The organism is Wolbachia endosymbiont (group A) of Apotomis capreana (assembly GCF_964027025.1).
GTDB classification, from domain to species: Bacteria; Pseudomonadota; Alphaproteobacteria; order Rickettsiales; family Anaplasmataceae; genus Wolbachia; species Wolbachia pipientis.
Window position 1 is genome coordinate 179,051 of the sequence record NZ_OZ034721.1, and the last position, 19,954, is coordinate 199,004.

Consider the following 19,954-nt stretch of genomic DNA (forward strand, 5'->3'; position numbering starts at 1 on the left):
ATCAATCATACGGTCTGTACTATGAAAAATGTGTTAAACGTTAAGATTTTCTCTGTACCGATTCATCTATATTGCCAAGCTTAATAAAGTTACAAGCTCTTTAAAACAATGTTAAACTCAATCACTATGGCAAAAACAGTTGACGTATTACTACCACTTCCAATTGATCAGTTATTTTCATATGCAATTGAGGAAAATACTGAGATTTTACTTGGAGATTACGTAGTGGTGCCATTTGGCAAAAAACTCTTAATCGGAATAGTTTGGAAATACAGTGATAAAAGTAACCGAGAATTAAAATTTATTGAGCAAAAAATCGATTTACCAAATATTAGACCAAAATTGATTGCATTTGCAGAGTGGGTTGCACAATACAATTTAATACCTATTGGTATGCTTGCCAAAGTGATAATGGGAGGAGTGTTAAAAGTAAATCACATAGATAAATTGGTTTGTGTTGAACAAAAGCAGGAAACAAGTGAAATAAGTTGCCAATTAAGCCCTGAACAGCAGATAGCTAGTGATAAAATAATCAGCAATTTGAACGAGTATTCAGTGACTTTGCTTGACGGTGAGACAGGATCTGGAAAAACGGAAGTTTATCTCTCTGTGATTGCACAATTGATTAAGAATTACACTGCCGTTCCAAATGCTGCTCAGACTTTACCATCCCAGTGCCCAGAGACACAACTGTACGAACATTGTGATTTGGGTCTACCAAGAGGGTGTCATCCGAGTAGCCTGACACTGGGATCCAGTTTTTCATATAACCTCATTACAAATGTTTATTTTAACTTAAAACCAATACCTAATTTACAATCAAAATTCCTGGATTCCAGTGTCAAGCACTGGAATGACACCTTTATACTCAAGGCAAAACCCACTGTAACATTTAGCATACCGTCTTTGCCACGTACTAGTATGACACCAGAATATGTTGAAATGACATCAGGAGAAGGTAATACACAAATTTTAATCCTCCTACCTGAAATTGTTTTAACTTCACAATTGGTAAATCGTGTTCGCGGTCAGATATCAAAAAACTTAGTTGAATGGCACTCAGGGCTCACTCCAAAAACTCGCCGGAATAATTGGCTCAATATAGCAAATGGAAATGCGCAGATAATTATTGGTGCACGGTCAGCGCTTTTTTTGCCTTATAAAAACCTAAAATTGATTATCGTTGATGAAGAGCACGACTCATCTTTTAAACAAGAACAGGGAATTATATATAATGCTCGAGATATGGCGATAATCTTAGCCAAATTTGAAAATATTCCGATTATTTTATCATCAGCTACTCCACTGCTTGAAACGATTCATCATGTTAAAAACGGGAATTACAATCATGTAAAGCTAACTAAACGATTTGGTGGTGCAGAATTGCCACTCATTAAAGTAGTAGATATGAGGAACAACAAGCAATGGATCTCCTCTGAGCTTTTTGAAAGCATCAAACAAACCATAGAGAAAAAACAGCAGGTTATGCTTTTTCTAAACCGCAGAGGGTATGCACAACTGGCAGTTTGTAAAAAGTGTGGATATAAAATTTCCTGCTTAAATTGTGCTGTTTGGCTTACATATCACAAGAAAAAAAATGCTCTTTTGTGCCACCACTGCTCTTATCAATTGAAACTTCCAGAAAAATGCTCTAATTGCCAAAGTGAACAGCCGTTGTCCCTCTACGGCATAGGAATTGAAAAGTTACTTGAAGAAATGGTGAAATTAATACCAAACGCAAAAACTGCGATGATAAGCAGCGATCAAAAGTCGGTTAGTAACGTAATTGACTTAGTGTTGAAAGAAGAGGTGAACATTATAATCGGCACACAAATAATTGCTAAAGGGCACAATTTTCCCAAATTAACTTTGGTTGGAGTAATGAATGCAGATTTGAGCCTCGAAAATTCTGATTTGAGAGCAGCGGAAAAGACGTATCAATTATTGCACCAAGTTGCAGGCAGGTCAGGAAGGTTTAATGAAAAAGGAATGGTAATAGTGCAAACCAATAACCCTGAAAGTTCAATAATAAAAGCATTGCTGCATCAAAAAAGGGACTCATTTTATGAAATTGAACTTAAGTCAAGACGTGAAGCCAAAATGCCACCATTTAGCAGATTAATAGCGCTTATCATTTGTGGTAAGAATCAGATTGCAACACAAAAAGCAGCGAATGAAATAGTAAAATCTCTTCTTTGTCATCCAAGTAGCTTAACTACTTGTATCCAGGAAAAAAATGTAGGTGTAGACAAAAAGGAATTTGAAATTCTTGGCCCATCACCAGCAGCGATAAATTTTTTAAATAATAAGTATCGGTATAGGGTATTATTAAAAATACACAATAAACACAGTTTATCTATACAAAAAAAGCTGAAATATTGGATTAAAAATTGTAACTTGAATTCGAGTATTGCAGTGATAATAGATGTTGATCCTGTGAGTTTTTTTTAACGAGTTCCGTTAAGCCTTCTTGCCAATTACCACAACATTCTCACTGGGAAAAAAATAATCAGGTACAACCATATTTTTTGGTGCAGGACCCCCAATCACTCGGCCTGATGTATCATAATATGAACCGTGGCAAGGACAGAACCAACCATTACCATCTCTTGTAGCGTGGTCAACCGGTACACACCCAAGATGTGTACATATTCCGATCATGATTAACCATTCGTCTTTTCCTTCGTATACTCTCTGCTCATCTAATTGAGGATCCCTCAAGCTCTTCACATTCACAGCTCTTGCAGCCTCAATTTCTTGCTTTGTGCGTCTACGAATGAATACTGGTTTACCTTGCCACTTTACTTTTACTCCATGTCCTTCCTGAATTCCAGACAAATTCACTTCCACTGTGGAAGTTGCTAGAACTTCAGCAGAAGGATTCATAGATTTAACCAGTGGCCAAAGTCCACTTGCAGCTCCTATACCTGCCATAGCGCATGTAGTTAATGTTATAAAATCTCTCCTACTCTTATTTTTAGTAAGATCTTTAACAGGAGGTGTTTTTTTATCCTCTTTGTCTGCCAGTGGTTTTTTATTTTTAGTTAAATTTTTGTCCATTGATCTTTACTTAGCCATAAGTATATATTTTAATTTAAATACTGCGTATTAATCAACAAAAACTTGCGCTTTTTGTTTAACCTGTACTACAGTTGAGAAGAGATAGAGTTTTCAACTTCAGAAATACTATCTTCAGTGGAATCAGGATCTTCAATTTTCGCTACTGACACCACCTTTTCTCTACTTTCTGTTTTAAATAGAGTTACTCCCTGAGTGCTACGTCCTGCAATCCTGATATCATTTACTGAAATACGAATTAACTTTCCTTTATCTGTAATAAGCATTATATTATCACCCTGCTCAACTGGAAAACTAGCAATAACATTACCATTTCTGCTAGTAGTAAGAATATTGGTGATACCAACACCACCCCTGTTAGTTATTCTATACTCATACGCAGAAGTTCTTTTACCAAAGCCATTTTCAGTAATAGTTAATATAAACTCCTCATTCACTGCAAGTTTTAAGAATAATTCGTTATCTATTCCTAAATCATTTAAAGTCTTTTCCAATTTAGAATCAATGGAGTTATTAATTGCAGTTCCCAGTCTTTTTGCAAGTGGAACTTTTAAGTAAAGTTCTTTTGTTTCTGTTGCTACACCTATCCCATTTAATATGGTCATGGATATCACGCTGTCATTCTTTGCAAGTTTGATACCTCTTACGCCATCTGAATTGCGACTTTTAAATTGACGCACATCACTTACAACAAATCTGATACTTTTGCCGAATCTTGTTGAAAGAAAAACATGATCAATTGCATTGCATACTTTAACCGATATTAATTTGTCTCCTTCATCGAGCTTTATTGCTATTTTTCCATTGCTTGGAATATAGTGAAAGTCCGCTAAAGAGTTACGCCTTATGTTTCCATGAGCAGTAGCAAAAACTATGTTTTGATTTTCGTCATTTTCACTTGGCAATGGCATGATATTAGTTATAGTTTCACCATCGCTAAGCGGAAATATGTTAACAAGTGCTCTTCCACGTGCAGTTGGTTCTGCAAGAGGCAACTTATAAACTTTTAATCTATAAACTCGACCAATATTAGAAAAGAATAAGAGGCTAGTGTGGGTATTCCCAACAAATAATTTTGTGATTACATCCTCTTCTTTTAATCCTTGTCCTAGCTTTCCTTTTCCACCACGACGCTGAGTTCTGTAGTGAGAAAGCTTCACACGCTTGATATAACCATTCATAGTTACGGTTATCACCATATCCTCTTGTGGAATTAGATCTTCAGCTTCAATGTCCGTATCTGATTCCTCTATTGAAGTTTTTCGCGGCACAGCAAATCTGTTCTTTATTTCTTGTAGATTGTTTTTTATTTCCTTCATCAACTTCTCTTCTGAGCCAAGAAAAGCGATATATTCTTTTATCAGGTTGATCATTGAACTTAGCTCAGCTTCTAATTTGTCTTTTTCAAGGCCTGTTAAACGCTGCAGTTTCATATCAAGGATAGCTTTAATTTGTAGCTCAGTTAATCTATACACTCCATCTTTCAAAAAGCTTGCGCTATCTGAAATCAACTCGATGATAGTGTTGATTTCATTCGAAGTTTTCCATTCTTTATTTAAAAGTTCTCTACTTGCTTCCGCAGGATCTTTTGCACCGCGGATGATTTTTATCACTTCATCTATGCTGAGGACCGCAATGTAGAGCCCTATATATATATGAGCTTTTTCTCTCGTTTTTCTTAGACGAAATTCTGTTCTCCTGATTAACACTTCTTTTCTAAAGTCAACAAAAGCAGCTATGATTTCTTTTAACGACATCAAAGCAGGTCTGTTGTTATTGAGTACTAAAGTGTTAACACTAAAACTACTTCTTAGTGGAGTTAGTCCCAATATTTGATTAAGTATAAAACTTGCTTCAGCATTTCTTCTGAGGTCAATTACTACTCTAATACCAGACTTATCGGACTCATCCCTAATTTCTGTTATGCCATCAATTCTTTTTTCTTTTACAAGCTCACCTATCTTCTCAATTAATTTTACTTTATTTACCTGGTAAGGTATTTCATCAATCACTATTGCTTGCCTATCTTGTGGCAGGTCTTCTATGTGAGTCTTGCCTTGCACAACAATTGATCCACGACCCGTTGCAAATGCTGATCTTATTCCAGACCTTCCAAGAATCGTTCCCCCAGTTGGGAAATCCGGCCCTGGCATCACTTCAAGTAACTCATCCAAAGTAACTTCAGGATTATCTACATATAATATACAAGCATCTATTATTTCTCCAAGATTATGAGAAGGAATATTGGTTGCCATACCAACTGCAACACCACTTGCACCGTTTACCAATAGATTCGGAAACTCTGCAGGCAGCACAACTGGTTCTGTTTCATTTCCATCGTAGTTTGGCCTAAAATTAACTGTATCTTCATCAATATCATTCAGTAAAAAGTGCGACACTTTTTGAAGTCTTGCTTCTGTGTATCGCATTGAAGCTGGTGGATCTCCGTCTATCGAACCAAAGTTACCTTGCCCATCAACAAGTGGTAAAAGAAGAGAGAAATCTTGGGCCATTCTAACCAAGGAATCGTAAATAGCTGCATCACCATGTGGGTGATATTTCCCCATTACATCCCCTACTATACGAGCTGCCTTTTTATATGGCTTACCAGCATCGAATCCAGCTCTCGACATTGCATATAATATGCGCCTATGAACAGGTTTAAATCCATCTCGCACGTCAGGTATAGCCCGGCTTATGATAACGCTCATTGCGTAGGAAAGATAAGAATCTTCCAGCTCTTTTACTATTGAGATTGGTACTATATTATCCTGCATTTTCTATACTTTAATTGAAGTAATTAATAATACTAACATTCAGTTAAGCAAATGGGCAATGACAGACTTGAACTGCCGACCTCCTCGGTGTAAACGAGATGCTCTACCAGCTGAGCTAATTGCCCCTTTAGATCTAATTCTATAGCTCAATATTATTATTGTAAACAAAAATAGCGATAAATTGTATCCGTTCAGCCAATGGCGTCAACTTAAGGAAAAATATCAGCGATAGTGTATAAAATTTCTCTCTAAAACTTTTACCATTAAATTATCCAAAGAGTGCAAGGGACAGCACTTTTGTTTCTGTTTTATTTCAACACAGAAGTCTAAAATGTGTCCTTAAGTTGACGCCATTGCCTGAACAGATACGATAAATTAGCTTTAGGTAAGCTATAAGCTTTTATGAAATCTTTGGGTGCGTGCTGTGAAGTTTTATAAATTTTAGTCTTGCTGTCACTTTGTATAAAGGTATTTTTTCACTCACATCTTTCGAAGTTGTAGCCATGTTTAACAACTTTAAGTAGAATATTGTAGCATTTTGAAAATCTGAAAGTTTATCTAGAATAACAGCTAAATTATAAGTATAAAAAATATTGTTTTCATCGAGGGAAATAGCAGTTATCATATACTCTTTACCTTTTACATAATCCTCCTTTTTCATATAGATCAGACCTAAATTTGCTAATAAAGGAGCATAATTTTTATGTATATCATACAATTTTAACATTTCACTCAACGCCAGATCAGGATCATATTGTGAGATTATCGTCAGAAAATTTTTTAATATGTAAGGGTTACTAGGGTGTTCTTTTAACAGTCTTGTGTAAATCTCTACAGCTTTTTTGTATTCTTTATTAGCGTAATAAATATTTCCCAATCCAATTAAAGCATTTTTATGATAAGGAAACTTTGCAATGATCTGATTAAGGAGAGAAATAGCTGTTTCATTATCTCCTGATTCAAAGGAATCTTTTGCTTTTTTTAAAGTAGAGTATATGTCAAAACTCTTGCCAGAATTCTGCGCAATTTTGATGTTAAATTTATCACTTTTTCTCTCAATAACATCAAGATCTTTATATTTTTTATCAGCTTTTATATGCTTGACAACACTATCAAAGGCCTTCTGTATCTCCAAATTTTCACTAGCATAGGTAACAGAAGACCTCCATAAAATCACAACGCAAATTAACATGCAGATAAACATAGGTCCTAGTGTTGTGGCATTGGCTGCAGCGTGTAACCAGTAAACCTTATTTCTTTGAGCTATATGCAACACATTACAAATTCATAAATGCTAAATTACCTATCTCATACAATAATAAAGATATTATTAATTAGCGGGACGAACATGCTGTGTAGCCTTTCAGAATGCATTTATCTTTTGTCTTCCATATTTCGCTTTATTTCCACAAAAATGCTTCGATTTATCTTAACATTTTGTCAACTACCTTTATAGGAATGACAATTTAAAAGGGCATTTTTACATATTCCATATGGCTGCCAGTTGCACCCCTCACATGCGTACTCGAATTTCTCTAAAGACATTTTCTCCCTAATCTTTTCTACCGCTTCACTCCAGGTCAAAGTCTCGCCAATTTTAATTCCTAAAATTTCCATATGCCTTCTATCTAGCTCTAAAACTTTAGCTTGTGTGGTGCATTTACCTTGTTTAGTCTGATTTGGACAAGCACTACAGATATTATCAAGGTTACCAACTACTTCGATTTGAGTACTAATTACTTTGCTTGCTATCCTTTTATAATTTTCTACAAAACCCTGAGAATACCCATATCCCCGAAACGCGAGGGTGCACATGAAATGATGAGGGCGGAATTTTATCATTTTTTCAAATATTGCAAAGCTGCTACAAGTAGAAAAATTTTTACCAAACCAGGAAGGATAAATGGCAAAACACCCACCATTATTGCTTGTCTCAGACCCAAGTAAACAGCAAGCCAACTAACACCACAAATAAAGATTATAACTGTACCAGCCAGACAACTTAAAGAATTACACACAAATGATTTATACTTAGAGTTCAGTAATTCATTTACTTTGCTCATTACCATAACGGCAGCTAAACAGCCAATTAAATATCCACCTGTTGGTCCGAGAAAAATGTGATAACCACCAGAAAAATTCGCAAGAACAGGCAATCCTGCTGCACCAAGTGATAGATATGTAAGCACAGAATAAAATGCTGTTCTGCGGTTAAATTTAAGCCCAATAAGCATTACTCCTAAAGTTTGCAATGTGATAGGCACAGGCTGCAATGGTATGCTTATTTGAGCCATCAAGAATAAAAGTAAAATGCAAGACAATATTTCAGCCAGTGTTGATCTGCTGCTAGATTGTGTTATAAACATACCTTCCCAATAAAAATAACTTATTAAATGTAATATATGTGTATGAGAGGTTTTGCAATTTAAATTTTGCTTATATTGTGCTACAATGAATTATTTATGCACTATTAAATTAAAAATGATGAGTAAACAAGATCTATTATCGTTGATGAAAGCAAGACACAGCGGACGTTCATACGATCCTACAAGAGCAATATCTCAGGAAGACATGGATATTTTAATGGAAGCTGTAAGGCTGACTCCCTCATGTTTTGGTGATGAACCCTGGAGATACGTAATATGCAACAAACAGAACAATCAAAGCGCATGGGAAAAGCTGCTAAATTGCCTTGATGAATCTAATCAAAAATGGGCAAAAGATGCACAAGTGTTAATCATATCTTTAAGTGCTAAAAACTTCCGTAAACAAGGTAAAGGAGAAAATCTTTGGGCTAATCATGATACTGGTGCAGCAAATTATGGACTTATGTTACAAGCTGCAGTTATGAACTTAATGGCCCATCAAATGGGTGGATTTGATAGAGATAAAATAGTGAAAGAGTTCAATATACCCAATGACTTTAACGTAATGTCAGTGATAGCGGTTGGTTACGAAGAAGAGGGCGCTGAAACAAGTAAGAAAAAAAGGAGACCAATAGAAGAAATGTTTTTTTATGATGAGTGGCCAAGGTCCTGAAAATTTTATCAAAATGCACGGCACTGGTAACAACTTCGTTATCATAGACTCACGTTCAACAAACAATTTAGACTGGAACCATAGACAAATTGCTGATCAAAGCAGTTGTGATCAAGTGATAATTATAACAATGTCTAATGCTGCAGACTGTTTTATGCATATCTATAATGCTGATGGCAGTCGAGCTGAAATGTGCGGAAACGCAGCACGCTGTGTTGGATATTTGATAATGTCAGAAAAAGGTACTGAGTATATCACTATTGAGCTGGTAAACAAACGCATTTTAGAGTGTTTTAAAGTGGGTGATAAATCCATAAAGGTTAACATGGGCAAACCTTTGCTAAAATGGCATGAAATTCCCTTGTCTACTGAGTGTGACACTCTTCACTTACCTATAGAGCTTGAAATGCTAAAAGATCCTGTTGCAGTAAATATTGGTAATCCTCACATAGTTTTTTTTGTTGATAACGTAAATGAAATACCATTGCAAAGTTTAGGATCAAAGTTGGAAAGTCACGTATTATTTCCTCAGAAAATTAATATTAGTATTGCACAAGTTGAAAAGTCTGGAGAAATAGCTTTAAGAGTTTGGGAAAGAGGTACAGGCATTACTGCATCATGCGGTAGTGCAGCCTGTGCAGCACTTGTTACATCCACACTACGTGGATATCTGACTGTCCAACAGACTTCAGTAAATTTACCAGGAGGGAAGTTATTAATCGAATGGGCAAATAACGTATTCATGACCGGTGATATAGGGTTTTTGTGACCCTAATTCTAGTGATGCATTACTTCCAATACCTTCTTACCAATTACTGCAGGGGTTTCAGCAATTGCAATCCCGGCACTCCGCATAACTTCTAGTTTTGCACCAGCACTTCCACCGCTGGAAGAGATGATTGCTCCAGCGTGTCCCATACGTCTTCCTGGAGGTGCCGTTTGGCCTGCTACAAAACCAACGATTGGCTTTTTAGTTTTTTCTGTTTTCACAAAATGTGATACATCTTCTTCTTCGTTTCCACCTATTTCACCAATAACTACAATACCATGAGTATCGTTATCTTTTAAAAAGAGCTCCATACAGTCAACAAATGTCATACCATGAACTGGATCCCCCCCAATTCCGATACATGTGGATTGACCAAGACCAACAGCAGTTGTTTGTGCTACTGCTTCGTAAGTTAAAGTTCCAGAGCGAGACATAATTCCTATGTGTCCACGCTTATGGATATGGCCAGGCATAATTCCTATTTTGCACTCTTCAGGCGTAATAATTCCCGGGCAGTTGGGACCAATCAATCGACTTTTTGAATCAACAAGCGCGCGCTTAACTTTCACCATATCAAGTATAGGAATGCCCTCTGTAATACAAACTATCAATTCTATTTTTGCATCTATTGCTTCAAGTATTGCAGCAGCAGCAAATTTAGCAGGTACATATATAACTGTAGCATTTGCACCGGTTTTTTCTTTGGCTTCTGCTACAGTATTAAAAACCGGTAAACTAAGGTGAGTGCTACCACCCTTTCCAGGAGTTACACCGCCAACCATTTTCGTTCCGTAATCAATTGCTTGCTCTGAATGAAATGTGCCTTGTGCACCAGTAAAACCCTGGCATATTAATCTTGTATCTTTGTTTACTAAAACGGACATGCTTTATTTTACCTCTTTTACTATCTTTTGTGCAGCATCACCCAGTTCATCTGCAGCAATAATATTTAATCCCGACTCTTCTAAAATTTTTTTTCCTTCTTCAAAGTTAGTACCTGATAATCTAACCACTAGAGGAACTTTAATGCTCATTTCTTTTGCAGCAGCAACAATTCCACTTGCAATAATATCGCAACGCATTATACCACCAAATATGTTAACCAGAATTCCTTTTACGTTGCTATCAGACAATATAATTTTAAATGCTTCAGTTACAGTTTCTTTACTCGCTCCACCACCAACATCCAAAAAGTTAGCAGGCTCTGCTCCGTAGTATTTTATTATATCCATTGTTGCCATAGCAAGACCTGCACCGTTTACCATGCAACCAATACTGCCATCCATTTTGATGTAACTGAGCCCATATTTTGAAGCCTCTATCTCTTCTTTCACTTCTTCATCATAATCACGAAGTTCCATAATTTCTGGGTGACGATATAAAGCATTGTCATCGAAATTAATTTTCGCATCGAGCGCAATAAAATCTCCAGAATTTGTTTCAACCAGTGGATTAATTTCAATTTGGCTCGCGTCAGTTGCAATAAACGCATCATATATTTTTTTTGCAATGTTCGATATCTTTTCTATTTGTTCTGGACTCAAATCAAAACTGCTGCTTAACTTGCTGCTATCAAAACTTGTAGCAGAATCAATATCAAATTTCACAATTTTTGCAGGAGAATTTTTCGCCACTTCTTCAATGTCCATTCCACCTTCTGAGGAAAATATGAATATTGGCCTACTGAGCTTCGGGTCGATTACCAGGCTTAAATAATACTCTTTCTTAATGCTTGAGCCTTCTTCAACGTACACTTTTCTTACTTGCTGCCCGCTTGGCCCTGTTTGATGAGTAACTAAAGTCATACCAATCATGTCCTTTACAAACTGTTGAGCTTCTTCAACTGACTTTGCTAGCTTTACGCCACCGGCTTTACCCCTACCACCTGCATGAATTTGAGCTTTAACTACAAACACGTCAGATTTTAATTGACTTACTTGAGTCTTTACTTCTTCTGCAGATGTAGCAACAAAACCTTTTGGCACTGGGACATTAAATTTATGCAAAACTTCTTTCGCTTGATATTCGTGAATATTCATAAAATAACCAATGATAAACTATTAACTTGAGTACAAACTACCAACCATAACGTTGCCTTCTGCACTCTTGTTGGTACCTCTTTTTTTTAGCTTCAGCTTTCTTTTTAGCTCTTTTTTCTGATTTTTTTTCATGATATTGTTTTTTCATTTTCAACCCTCTTCCTTCCTTTTGAATTGTTTTTTTCAATACTGGAAGAGCTCTGTCTACATCACCATAATGGACTGATACTTCTATCAAACTCTATACCTCCTTCGGTAATCATTTCAAAATCTATTTATAAATTAGAAAATTAACATTGTCAATTATTTTATAAACTTGAGCGTTAAAATGTAATATGCCATAATTTACATGGTGAATAATGTCATTCCAGTGTCAGCTACTTGCTTACTGATGGAGATTACTCTTATGTTACAGCGTTCTTACAATTATACTAACATCGGGGCGGAGAGATTTGAACTCCCGACCCTTTGGTCCCAAACCAAATGCGCTACCAGGCTGCGCTACGCCCCGACTTCTTTACTCAGAGTATCAATAACTCAGGCAAAATGCAAGATTCATTTGTTTACTTTAGAAAAAATATAATATGAGATTTAATATTATCTTAGAATATGTTTTTTATTAGCTCCTCTTTAACAACAGACTGCTTCGTAGAAAGTCTACAGGGTTTTTGTGCGCGCAACACTGAACCAGATTTCTTTATCTTAGCCATATTTAAAAATCTAGCTACACCAATTGGTGAAAGTTAGTGCAGCAACCACAGCGGTATCGACTCTTAAAATTCTTTTTCCTAGACTCAATTTTTGACAAAACTTATCGGCAAGATCAAGTTCATAAGATGAAAAACCACCTTCAGGGCCAACAATAATAGCAACATTTTTCTTACCTTTCAGCACTTTATCAGCTTTACCTGTTTCATCACATAAAACAAAATTTTTACTCTGGGAATCAGGTAATTCGCAAAAGTTAATAGGAGGCAAAATCTCTGGTATACTCATCCTACCGGATTGTTCCGCTGCTTCGATTGCTTGTAATTTTGCTCTACTTAGGTTAATGTTTTTTACTACTGTACGTTCCGTTGAAATAAATTGAATGCAAGTTATTCCCATTTCAGTTGCCTGTCTTACTATGTTGTTCAAAGCAGCACTTTTTACCATGGCACAATACAGGTATAAATTTTCCTCATATTGCTGTTGTTTGGCACATTCTTTGAGTGTAATTTTTGTCAATTTACGCGATATATTAACTACTTCTCCTAACCATTCTCCATCTTTTCCATTAAAAAGAGAGAGATTATCATACTTCTTAAGCCGCATTACATTGCAAATATAGTGACTTTGTTGTGGATTAAGTGCTAAACTCACGCCTTGTGATAAAGCTTCTTCAACATAAAGCCTAATTTTTCCCATTTAAAACTTTAATTATATTCTATTTGAGTGACTCTTACGGGATTTGAACCCGTGTTACCACCGTGAAAGGGTGGTGTCCTAACCACTAGACGAAAGAGTCAACTTGAATCTAACTAGGTTATATCGATTACATATATAAAGTCAATTCAATTATTTTGAATCACATAGTTAGAGGGATATATCAGTAATCTTATATCGACAGCCTCCTATTACTCCATGCTCAATACTCACTGAACCTATCTCAGATTTAGGAGCTAATTCTAATTGTTGTTCAACTTTTGTATCGGAATCATAGCCAGAATCGTAGCCAGAATCTCTACGCTCATATTTCTGCCTTATTTCTTCTACACTAAAGCCAGCCTTGGTCTTAATTTTTTGATCATTAGTCTGTTGCTGACTTATCGACTTATTAGCACTTAGCTCATTTAGCTTCACTTGCCAATCATTCACTTTATCTTGCACTAACCCATGGCAAGTTCCAGAATTAGCTTTTATGTCTTTTGCTTTTCTTTCTGCTCTTTTCTTGGACAAATCTACCCTAGCATAAATAGGTTCTGACGACTGTTCTGGCTCTTTCTGTTTTAGGCTAGCAGGCTTTTTTTGTTCTGAAAGATCATCTATAGTGCAATAAATAGGTTCTTCTGATATACTCAAATAACCACTATCTTCCAATGATAAATTTTCAGTGGATTTTTTATGTGAATCATATATTTCAGCATAAATAGATTCTTCTGATACACTCAAATAACCATTCTCCCCTAATGAGTTACTAACCTTAGCATCATACACCTCAGCGTAAATTGGCTCTTTTGAAGGCAAAGCATCATAATTAGTGCTCTTTGGCTTATACTCAAAAGTTCTAGGAGGTTTTTGAGGTGGTATTACATTGTTGTTCACCTCAGCGTACATAGTTATTGGCTCATATTCAGAGGTTCTAGGAGGTTTTTGTTGTATAGCTTCAACATTCAAATCATCTGTAGAATAATACTCTGCGCCTTTTCCTAGTAAAAAGGAAACTGTGGGGTGAAGAATTATCTCTGCTGGTAAGTTTTTCTCACTATCCAATTTTAGATTTTTTGATTCTGCTAAACTCTCAATAACACGAATTATAACATTCTTTCCATTCTCATCTATTGAGTGGATATCAGCTCCACGATTAATCAGCAATTCCATTATTTTGTGATCTGTAGCATGTCCTAAAGCCTGATTTAAAGCTTGATTATTATTTATATCAAATGATCCTGTATTCTTGAAAGACATAGTCTTTGAAAAGAATTTTCTAAAACTATTTAATGCATCATAGAGAATTAGAGTCAGTTTAACACCTTTTATGTCATTGTTTTTGACAGATTTAATTAAAAAATTATCTATTATGCCCATGATTATACCCCCTATATAAAAGCTCACTACCATGGTACAATTTTAAACTATGATGATTTATTTTCTACTAATAGCAGCTCTCTATAACCACTTAACAAGTGGTGGCATTGACATCATAATTGCATCTGGATTGCCGTCAGTCATTAAACCAAACCTTGTGCCACGATCGTATAACAGATTGAATTCTACATATCTGCCACGTTTTATTAATTGATTTTCTCGTTGTTCTTTTGTCCAAGATTTTTGCATATGTTTACGTATGACGTGCGAATAAATTTCCAAAAAGGCTTCACCTACTGCTTTTGTGAACTCAAAATCGTTTTCCCAGTTGCCAGAACTCAGATTATCATAGAAAATGCCACCAATACCACGTGGCTCTTTTCTGTGTTGTAAGAAAAAATAATTGTCACATTGCTCTTTAAATTTTGGATAATATCCGGTGTCAAATCTATCACATGTCATTTTGATTGATTCATGGATATACTTGCAATCTTCTTCATTTTTATATATTGGCGTAAAATCCATTCCTCCACCAAACCATTGTTTTGAAGTATATATCAGCCTTGTGTTCATATGTGCTGCAGGGATAAGGGGCGATTGCATATGAGACACTAAAGATATACCGCTTGCCCAAAACTCTCCGTTACTTTCACTTGCACCAGGAATCTCATTAATGGCTGAATCTGCAAATTTTCCGTGTACTTTTGAAACGTTTACTCCAACTTTTTCAAAAACATTACCAAAAATAATTGTAGATTCACCACCTCCACCACCTGGGCGATCCCACTTTCTCTTTTCGATCTTTGGTTCTGCGGATGATTGTTTTTCAATTGATAAGAAAGATTCTATGATCTTATCTCTTAGTGCACAGAACCATTTAAGTGCTTGTGTTTTTTGTTTTTCCATAATATCCTCTTACTAGCTTATTAACATTGTTATATCTGATACTTAAGGAACTTAATTAGATTTGGATGGTAATTATCTATCAAAGACGTTAATAAATCTATAATAATTAAATCAATATAATAGAACATTTTCGTATGTACAACAATGCCAAGTAACAATAATGAATAAAAGATACATAGATAACAAAAAAGAGAACAGGGTTGACTTCATACTAAGAAATTATGGAATGTCAATTGTTGTGATGGCAGTTATTATGCTCTTACCTTCAGTAGCAATATCGATACTCTACTTTTTTGATATATATAGTCAGCATATTAATATAGAGATTAATTTATTAGTTAGCATTCTAACAACTCTCTTTATGATATATAATGTAAAACGCTACAGATACCTACTCAATACTATAGAATTTCAAAATGCAATATTTGCAAATGCACTAAATCATAATACAGAATTTTGCCTTATTTTACATAAAGATGAGGGTGTTATTTATGCTGATGCAAGGTTCTACGAAAGGTTTAAAGATCATATAATAGATAATGACATTACGTTAGGCAAGATTCTTGAAATAGGAGATGTTTCAGAAGCAGACAAAAAAGTACTCTATCATGCACTAAAAAATAACTCTTCTGTACAGGTATGCATTTCCTTAAACAAGAAGAATAGAGTATCTAACTTTCTTTTGCTCTTTGAGCCGATACCAGATAATCCCCAAATTGCTATAAATAGTAATAAGATTTTAAATTTATCATTAGTGCCAATAGCAAGGCCAGATGGGTATTTTGTATTAAAAGCAACACAGATAAACAAGGAGCAGATATATGAAGAGTTAATAGAAAAACACAGCATAGGAACTTACATTGCAAATGCCAAAGGGGTGATTTTATCTGTAAATAAAAGATTTTTAGACATATTTGAACTAAAAAAACTGGAAAAAGGTAGCTCAATCAGTGATTTTATATCTCAATCTAAATATAACAATACAACAACCGATAATGAAATTTTGTTTTTTACTATAAGTGGTATTCCATTCAAGGCTTATATGAGCACTGCTATATTTTGTGATAAATACAACCATAGCTATATATATGGCTTTATAACACCAACCGAATCAAATATTGTTGATTATCAATTACACCCTTGTTTTGCAAATTCATCAATTGCTATTGCACAATGTGACATAAACGGCAACTTTGTAAAGAAAAATACGGCACTAATAAAGCTTGCAGGGTCAGATAATAATTCAATCTTTACGTTGATATTGGATAGTTATCATGTGAAAATACGTGAATATTTTTCGAGTAATAGAATAAATAATGCGTCTTTTGATGTACAGCTCAACGGCGGTAATAACATAAAAATATATTTCAATAAGTTTCTTCATAATAAAATGATCTTCATACTTTGTTATTTTATTGACAATACTGAACACAAAAACCTAGAGATAAAGCTTGAGCATTATCAAAAGATGCAAGCTATAGGGCAGTTAGCAGGTGGTATTGCGCATGATTTCAACAATATATTGACTGGGATAATAGGATTTTGCGATTTGCTTTTACTCCAGCATTCAGCTGGTGATCGATCTTTTGGAGATATAATACAGATACAGCAAAATGCAAAGCGTGGATCAAATTTAGTAAGACAATTGCTTGCTTTTTCAAGAAGACAGACCTTGCAGCCAAAAATTATTGATGTAAATAGAACTATAGCTAATCTTTATGAAATGATAAAAAGATTAATAGGTGAAAATATAAAATTTAACATTTATTATGGTAGAGACTTGGGTGCTGTTAGGGCTGATCAAGGGCAATTAGAGCAAGTTATACTTAACTTAGCAGTCAATGCTAGTGCTGCTATGGAAAAGGGCGGGGAATTAACTATACGAACCTTTAATCAAAAGATTGACTCATTAAATTCTACATCTCAGGATATGTTTTCTCCAGACAAGGAAACGATCGAACATGGAAATTATGTTGTGATTGAAGTAATTGATACTGGATGTGGAATGACAAGTGATACAATTGGAAAGGTATTTGACCCATTTTTTTCTACCAAAGATATTACCTCTGGTACAGGTCTTGGCCTCTCTACTGTATATGGCATTATTAAACAAACTGAAGGATACATCTATGTTGCTAGCAAAGTAAATCATGGAACTAAATTTAGCATATTTTTGCCCATGGTTTACATATCAGATGAAAATCTGAGAGAGGAAGATAGTGAAGAAATAGAAAGACCGGTAGTAAGTGAAATTAAAGGTAATGGTATAATTTTATTGATTGAAGATGAAGATTCAGTAAGGGAATTCATTGCTAAAGCACTAAAAAGGAAAGGATTTGATGTAATAGAAGCAAGCATAGGCAGCGAGGCGCTAGAAATAATCAGTAAAAAAAGTCAACACATAGATCTTATAATCACTGATGTAATCATGCCAGAGGTGAGCGGCCCAGAAATAGTTAAAGAAGCATTGATCCATAGGCCAAATATCAACGTTATTTTTATTTCTGGGTATGCAGAAGATGCTTTTTTAAAGAGTGATGACATCAATATAGAAGATTTTCACTTTTTGCCAAAACCATTCACTCTGAATGAATTAGGAAACAAGGTTCAAAGTGTGTTACACAAAGCAAAAAAGACAGTCTAATTTTAGTGTGGTTAACAACAAAAAAATTTTCTAATGCAAAAGTTTCTTGCATATATACAATAGAATTATTTTATACATAAGATAAAAGGCGTGAGCAAGATTATTGCAATAGTAAATCAAAAGGGTGGAGTTGGCAAAACCACAACTAGTATAAATTTATCGACAGCCTTTGCTGCTGTGGGAAAAAGCACTTTATTGGTAGATCTTGATCCTCAAGGAAATGCTAGCACCGGGCTCGGGATTTCTTATCGTAGTAGGGAAGAAAAAAATATATACAAAATACTACTAAGCAGCGAAAATAAATTGATAGAATCGGCAATTTTCAATATAAAGGAAATTCCAAATTTATCACTAATTTCGTCAGTAGTTGATTTATCAGCTGCAGAAATTGAATTATCGCAACTTGAGCGAGGAAAATTTGTGCTAAAAAGCGCATTAGAGAAGATACGCGATAATTATGAGTATATAATCATCGATTGCCCTCCATCACTTGGGCTTCTAACCATAAATGCTTTGACTGCTGCTAATTCTATTATTGTCCCTCTTCAGTGTGAATTTTTTGCTCTGGAAGGATTAAGCCATTTAGTTAAAACTGTAGAGCTGATAAAAAGGAATAACCTAAACCCTTTTTTGGCAATAGAAGGGATAGTGTTAACAATGTATGACAGGCGTAACAAACTCAGTGAACAGATTAAAAACGATATTTGCCAGTATTTAAATGATAAAGTATACAAAACTATCATCCCATTGTATGAGACTGTTATTCCACGTAACGTACGGTTATCAGAAGCGCCTTCTCATGGAAAACCTGCTATTGTGTATGATCTTAAGTGTCCTGGTGCACAAGCATATATAAGTTTGGCAAGGGAAATTTTAAAAAAGCACGCGAGCAGTTGTAAGGAGAAGAAACTAGTAAGCGAGGGCGTAGTATGAAGGATGATAGACGCCTCGGCAGAGGTCTTGCCGGCCTCATAGGCGATAATTATGATAATAAAGAAGATCGACAAGAGCATTTGCCTATTTCATTACTGCACCCAAGCAAATTTCAACCGAGGAAACATTTTGACGAGGAGTCATTAAGAGAACTTGCAAATTCGATAAAGAAAAGTGGCATTATACAGCCTATCGTGGTACGCAAAGATTCAAATGATGACGGTTATGAAATAATAGCCGGGGAACGTCGTTGGCGAGCAAGCAAGATTGCAAATCTTAATAGTGCACCGGTTATCATAAAAGATCTGAGCGACAAGGAATGCTTGGAAGTATCCATAATTGAAAACATACAAAGACAAGATATTAATCCAATAGAAGAAGGTGAAGCGTATAAGAAACTGATAGATGAGTTTTTCTATACACATGAGGAATTAGCTTCAGCTATAGGCAAAAGCCGCAGCCACATAACCAATATGATTCGGATGTTGTCACTTCCCTGTAGGGTGAAAACAATGATCAACGAAAAAAAACTATCTATGGGTCATGCAAGAGCGTTGATTAATGTTGAAAATGCTGAAGGTATTGCAGAAAGAATAGTTTCTCAAGGCTTAAGCGTTAGACAAACTGAAAAATTGATAAAAGATTTGCATCAAGGCAACAACCAAAAAGAGCAGAAATATACTAGAAATCAAGATATGACGGTAATAGAAGGCGCTATATCTTCTCAACTTGGTTTAAAGATCAAAATTAATGACAACAATTCTAAGGGTAAAGTTATGATACGGTATAATAATTCAAATGAATTGGATCTAATATTGAAAGTTTTGAATAGGAAACTTGAGGCATAGCTAGTAGCTGCCAGTAAAGCAACAAACCAATATCAACTGTTGGTGTCATGAAAGTAGCTGACACTGGTTTCCATCCAAGAGGGCAGTAGCCCCTTCGGTGTCATGCAAGTAGCCTCCCTCCCCTGTCATCCCAG

At 35.3% G+C, this 19,954-nt stretch carries 17 protein-coding genes and 3 tRNA genes; 6 read left to right on the forward strand and 14 right to left on the reverse strand.

Annotated features, from left to right (window positions below; all coding sequences use genetic code 11):
* Positions 1-108: 108 nt before the first annotated feature.
* Positions 109-2,451, forward strand: coding sequence for a primosomal protein N' (gene priA, locus AAGD50_RS00900; protein WP_341810062.1), 2,343 nt, complete (start codon positions 109-111; stop codon positions 2,449-2,451).
* A gap of 9 nt (positions 2,452-2,460) precedes the next feature.
* On the opposite strand, the gene petA is transcribed toward priA, so the two are convergent.
* From petA to AAGD50_RS00930, 6 genes are all read right to left on the reverse strand, one after another.
* Positions 2,461-3,060, reverse strand: coding sequence for a ubiquinol-cytochrome c reductase iron-sulfur subunit (gene petA / locus AAGD50_RS00905; RefSeq protein ID WP_182309809.1), 600 nt, complete (start codon positions 3,058-3,060; stop codon positions 2,461-2,463).
* An 86-nt stretch (positions 3,061-3,146) separates the two neighbouring features.
* Entirely contained in the window at positions 3,147-5,855 is a 2,709-nt protein-coding gene (gyrA, locus tag AAGD50_RS00910) for a DNA topoisomerase (ATP-hydrolyzing) subunit A (RefSeq protein WP_265041033.1), read from the reverse strand.
* 52 nt (positions 5,856-5,907) lie between these two features.
* Positions 5,908-5,980, reverse strand: a tRNA-Val gene (locus AAGD50_RS00915).
* 275 nt (positions 5,981-6,255) lie between these two features.
* Entirely contained in the window at positions 6,256-7,131 is an 876-nt protein-coding gene (locus AAGD50_RS00920) for a tetratricopeptide repeat protein (protein ID WP_007548480.1), read from the reverse strand.
* 164 nt (positions 7,132-7,295) lie between these two features.
* A complete protein-coding gene (locus AAGD50_RS00925) occupies positions 7,296-7,697 on the reverse strand; it encodes a DUF1284 domain-containing protein (RefSeq protein ID WP_174515668.1) in 402 nt (133 codons plus the stop codon).
* On the reverse strand, positions 7,694-8,221 hold the full coding sequence (locus tag AAGD50_RS00930) for a biotin transporter BioY (RefSeq protein WP_264723819.1): 528 nt from the start codon (positions 8,219-8,221) through the stop codon (positions 7,694-7,696). Before AAGD50_RS00930 ends, AAGD50_RS00925 begins: the two co-directional genes overlap by 4 nt.
* A gap of 85 nt (positions 8,222-8,306) precedes the next feature.
* Here AAGD50_RS00930 and AAGD50_RS00935 point away from each other — a divergent pair, with 85 nt between their 5' ends.
* Together AAGD50_RS00935 and dapF are read left to right on the forward strand one after the other, a co-directional pair.
* On the forward strand, positions 8,307-8,894 hold the full coding sequence (locus AAGD50_RS00935) for a nitroreductase family protein (RefSeq protein WP_151807513.1): 588 nt from the start codon (positions 8,307-8,309) through the stop codon (positions 8,892-8,894).
* Positions 8,875-9,663, forward strand: coding sequence for a diaminopimelate epimerase (gene dapF, locus AAGD50_RS00940; protein ID WP_179951353.1), 789 nt, complete (start codon positions 8,875-8,877; stop codon positions 9,661-9,663). Before AAGD50_RS00935 ends, dapF begins: the two co-directional genes overlap by 20 nt.
* An 8-nt stretch (positions 9,664-9,671) precedes the next feature.
* On the opposite strand, the gene sucD is transcribed toward dapF, so the two are convergent.
* The 8 genes from sucD to hemF form a co-directional block, all read right to left on the reverse strand.
* Positions 9,672-10,547 carry a succinate--CoA ligase subunit alpha gene (gene sucD, locus AAGD50_RS00945; protein ID WP_264723818.1) on the reverse strand — a complete coding sequence of 292 codons (876 nt, stop codon included), beginning with the start codon at positions 10,545-10,547 and terminating at the stop codon, positions 9,672-9,674.
* Between the two features lie 3 nt (positions 10,548-10,550).
* The gene (sucC, locus tag AAGD50_RS00950; RefSeq protein WP_015589445.1) at positions 10,551-11,702 is read right to left on the reverse strand and encodes an ADP-forming succinate--CoA ligase subunit beta; all 1,152 of its coding nucleotides are present in this window, start codon (positions 11,700-11,702) and stop codon (positions 10,551-10,553) included.
* Positions 11,703-11,739: 37 nt separating this feature from the next.
* Complete coding sequence (rpsU, locus tag AAGD50_RS00955) at positions 11,740-11,940, reverse strand: 30S ribosomal protein S21 (RefSeq protein WP_006279819.1); 201 nt, start codon at positions 11,938-11,940, stop codon at positions 11,740-11,742.
* 199 nt (positions 11,941-12,139) lie between these two features.
* A tRNA-Pro gene (locus AAGD50_RS00960) sits at positions 12,140-12,213 on the reverse strand.
* Positions 12,214-12,422: 209 nt separating this feature from the next.
* The gene (locus AAGD50_RS00965; RefSeq protein WP_015589447.1) at positions 12,423-13,109 is read right to left on the reverse strand and encodes a 16S rRNA (uracil(1498)-N(3))-methyltransferase; all 687 of its coding nucleotides are present in this window, start codon (positions 13,107-13,109) and stop codon (positions 12,423-12,425) included.
* A 28-nt stretch (positions 13,110-13,137) separates the two neighbouring features.
* Positions 13,138-13,209: transfer RNA gene (locus tag AAGD50_RS00970), tRNA-Glu, on the reverse strand.
* Positions 13,210-13,277: 68 nt separating this feature from the next.
* Positions 13,278-14,489 (reverse strand): ankyrin repeat domain-containing protein, encoded by a 1,212-nt coding sequence (locus AAGD50_RS00975; protein WP_264723817.1) that lies wholly within the window; start codon positions 14,487-14,489, stop codon positions 13,278-13,280.
* A gap of 81 nt (positions 14,490-14,570) precedes the next feature.
* Positions 14,571-15,395 (reverse strand): oxygen-dependent coproporphyrinogen oxidase, encoded by an 825-nt coding sequence (gene hemF, locus AAGD50_RS00980; protein WP_264707465.1) that lies wholly within the window; start codon positions 15,393-15,395, stop codon positions 14,571-14,573.
* Positions 15,396-15,555: 160 nt separating this feature from the next.
* Between hemF and AAGD50_RS00985 the strand changes: the two genes are divergently transcribed.
* The 3 genes from AAGD50_RS00985 (at position 15,556) to AAGD50_RS00995 (ending at position 19,820) form a co-directional block, all read left to right on the forward strand.
* Complete coding sequence (locus tag AAGD50_RS00985; protein ID WP_264723815.1) at positions 15,556-18,039, forward strand: response regulator; 2,484 nt, start codon at positions 15,556-15,558, stop codon at positions 18,037-18,039.
* A gap of 90 nt (positions 18,040-18,129) precedes the next feature.
* Complete coding sequence (locus AAGD50_RS00990) at positions 18,130-18,972, forward strand: ParA family protein (protein ID WP_006280226.1); 843 nt, start codon at positions 18,130-18,132, stop codon at positions 18,970-18,972.
* Complete coding sequence (locus AAGD50_RS00995) at positions 18,969-19,820, forward strand: ParB/RepB/Spo0J family partition protein (RefSeq protein ID WP_182321205.1); 852 nt, start codon at positions 18,969-18,971, stop codon at positions 19,818-19,820. Before AAGD50_RS00990 ends, AAGD50_RS00995 begins: the two co-directional genes overlap by 4 nt.
* Positions 19,821-19,954 lie beyond the last annotated feature (134 nt).

Excerpts from the sequence above, each read along its gene's own strand:
- sucC (WP_015589445.1), bottom strand. The coding sequence starts at position 11,702 with ATGAATATTCACGAATATCAAGCGAAAGAAGTTTTGCATAAATTTAAT.
- AAGD50_RS00975 (WP_264723817.1), bottom strand. The coding sequence starts at position 14,489 with ATGGGCATAATAGATAATTTTTTAATTAAATCTGTCAAAAACAATGAC.
- hemF (WP_264707465.1), bottom strand. The coding sequence starts at position 15,395 with ATGGAAAAACAAAAAACACAAGCACTTAAATGGTTCTGTGCACTAAGA.
- AAGD50_RS00930 (WP_264723819.1), bottom strand. The coding sequence starts at position 8,221 with ATGTTTATAACACAATCTAGCAGCAGATCAACACTGGCTGAAATATTG.
- priA (WP_341810062.1), top strand. The coding sequence starts at position 109 with ATGTTAAACTCAATCACTATGGCAAAAACAGTTGACGTATTACTACCA.
- AAGD50_RS00925 (WP_174515668.1), bottom strand. The coding sequence starts at position 7,697 with ATGATAAAATTCCGCCCTCATCATTTCATGTGCACCCTCGCGTTTCGG.
- AAGD50_RS00985 (WP_264723815.1), top strand. The coding sequence starts at position 15,556 with ATGAATAAAAGATACATAGATAACAAAAAAGAGAACAGGGTTGACTTC.
- AAGD50_RS00995 (WP_182321205.1), top strand. The coding sequence starts at position 18,969 with ATGAAGGATGATAGACGCCTCGGCAGAGGTCTTGCCGGCCTCATAGGC.
- petA (WP_182309809.1), bottom strand. The coding sequence starts at position 3,060 with ATGGACAAAAATTTAACTAAAAATAAAAAACCACTGGCAGACAAAGAG.
- sucD (WP_264723818.1), bottom strand. The coding sequence starts at position 10,547 with ATGTCCGTTTTAGTAAACAAAGATACAAGATTAATATGCCAGGGTTTT.
- dapF (WP_179951353.1), top strand. The coding sequence starts at position 8,875 with ATGAGTGGCCAAGGTCCTGAAAATTTTATCAAAATGCACGGCACTGGT.
- AAGD50_RS00935 (WP_151807513.1), top strand. The coding sequence starts at position 8,307 with ATGAATTATTTATGCACTATTAAATTAAAAATGATGAGTAAACAAGAT.
- AAGD50_RS00965 (WP_015589447.1), bottom strand. The coding sequence starts at position 13,109 with ATGGGAAAAATTAGGCTTTATGTTGAAGAAGCTTTATCACAAGGCGTG.
- gyrA (WP_265041033.1), bottom strand. The coding sequence starts at position 5,855 with ATGCAGGATAATATAGTACCAATCTCAATAGTAAAAGAGCTGGAAGAT.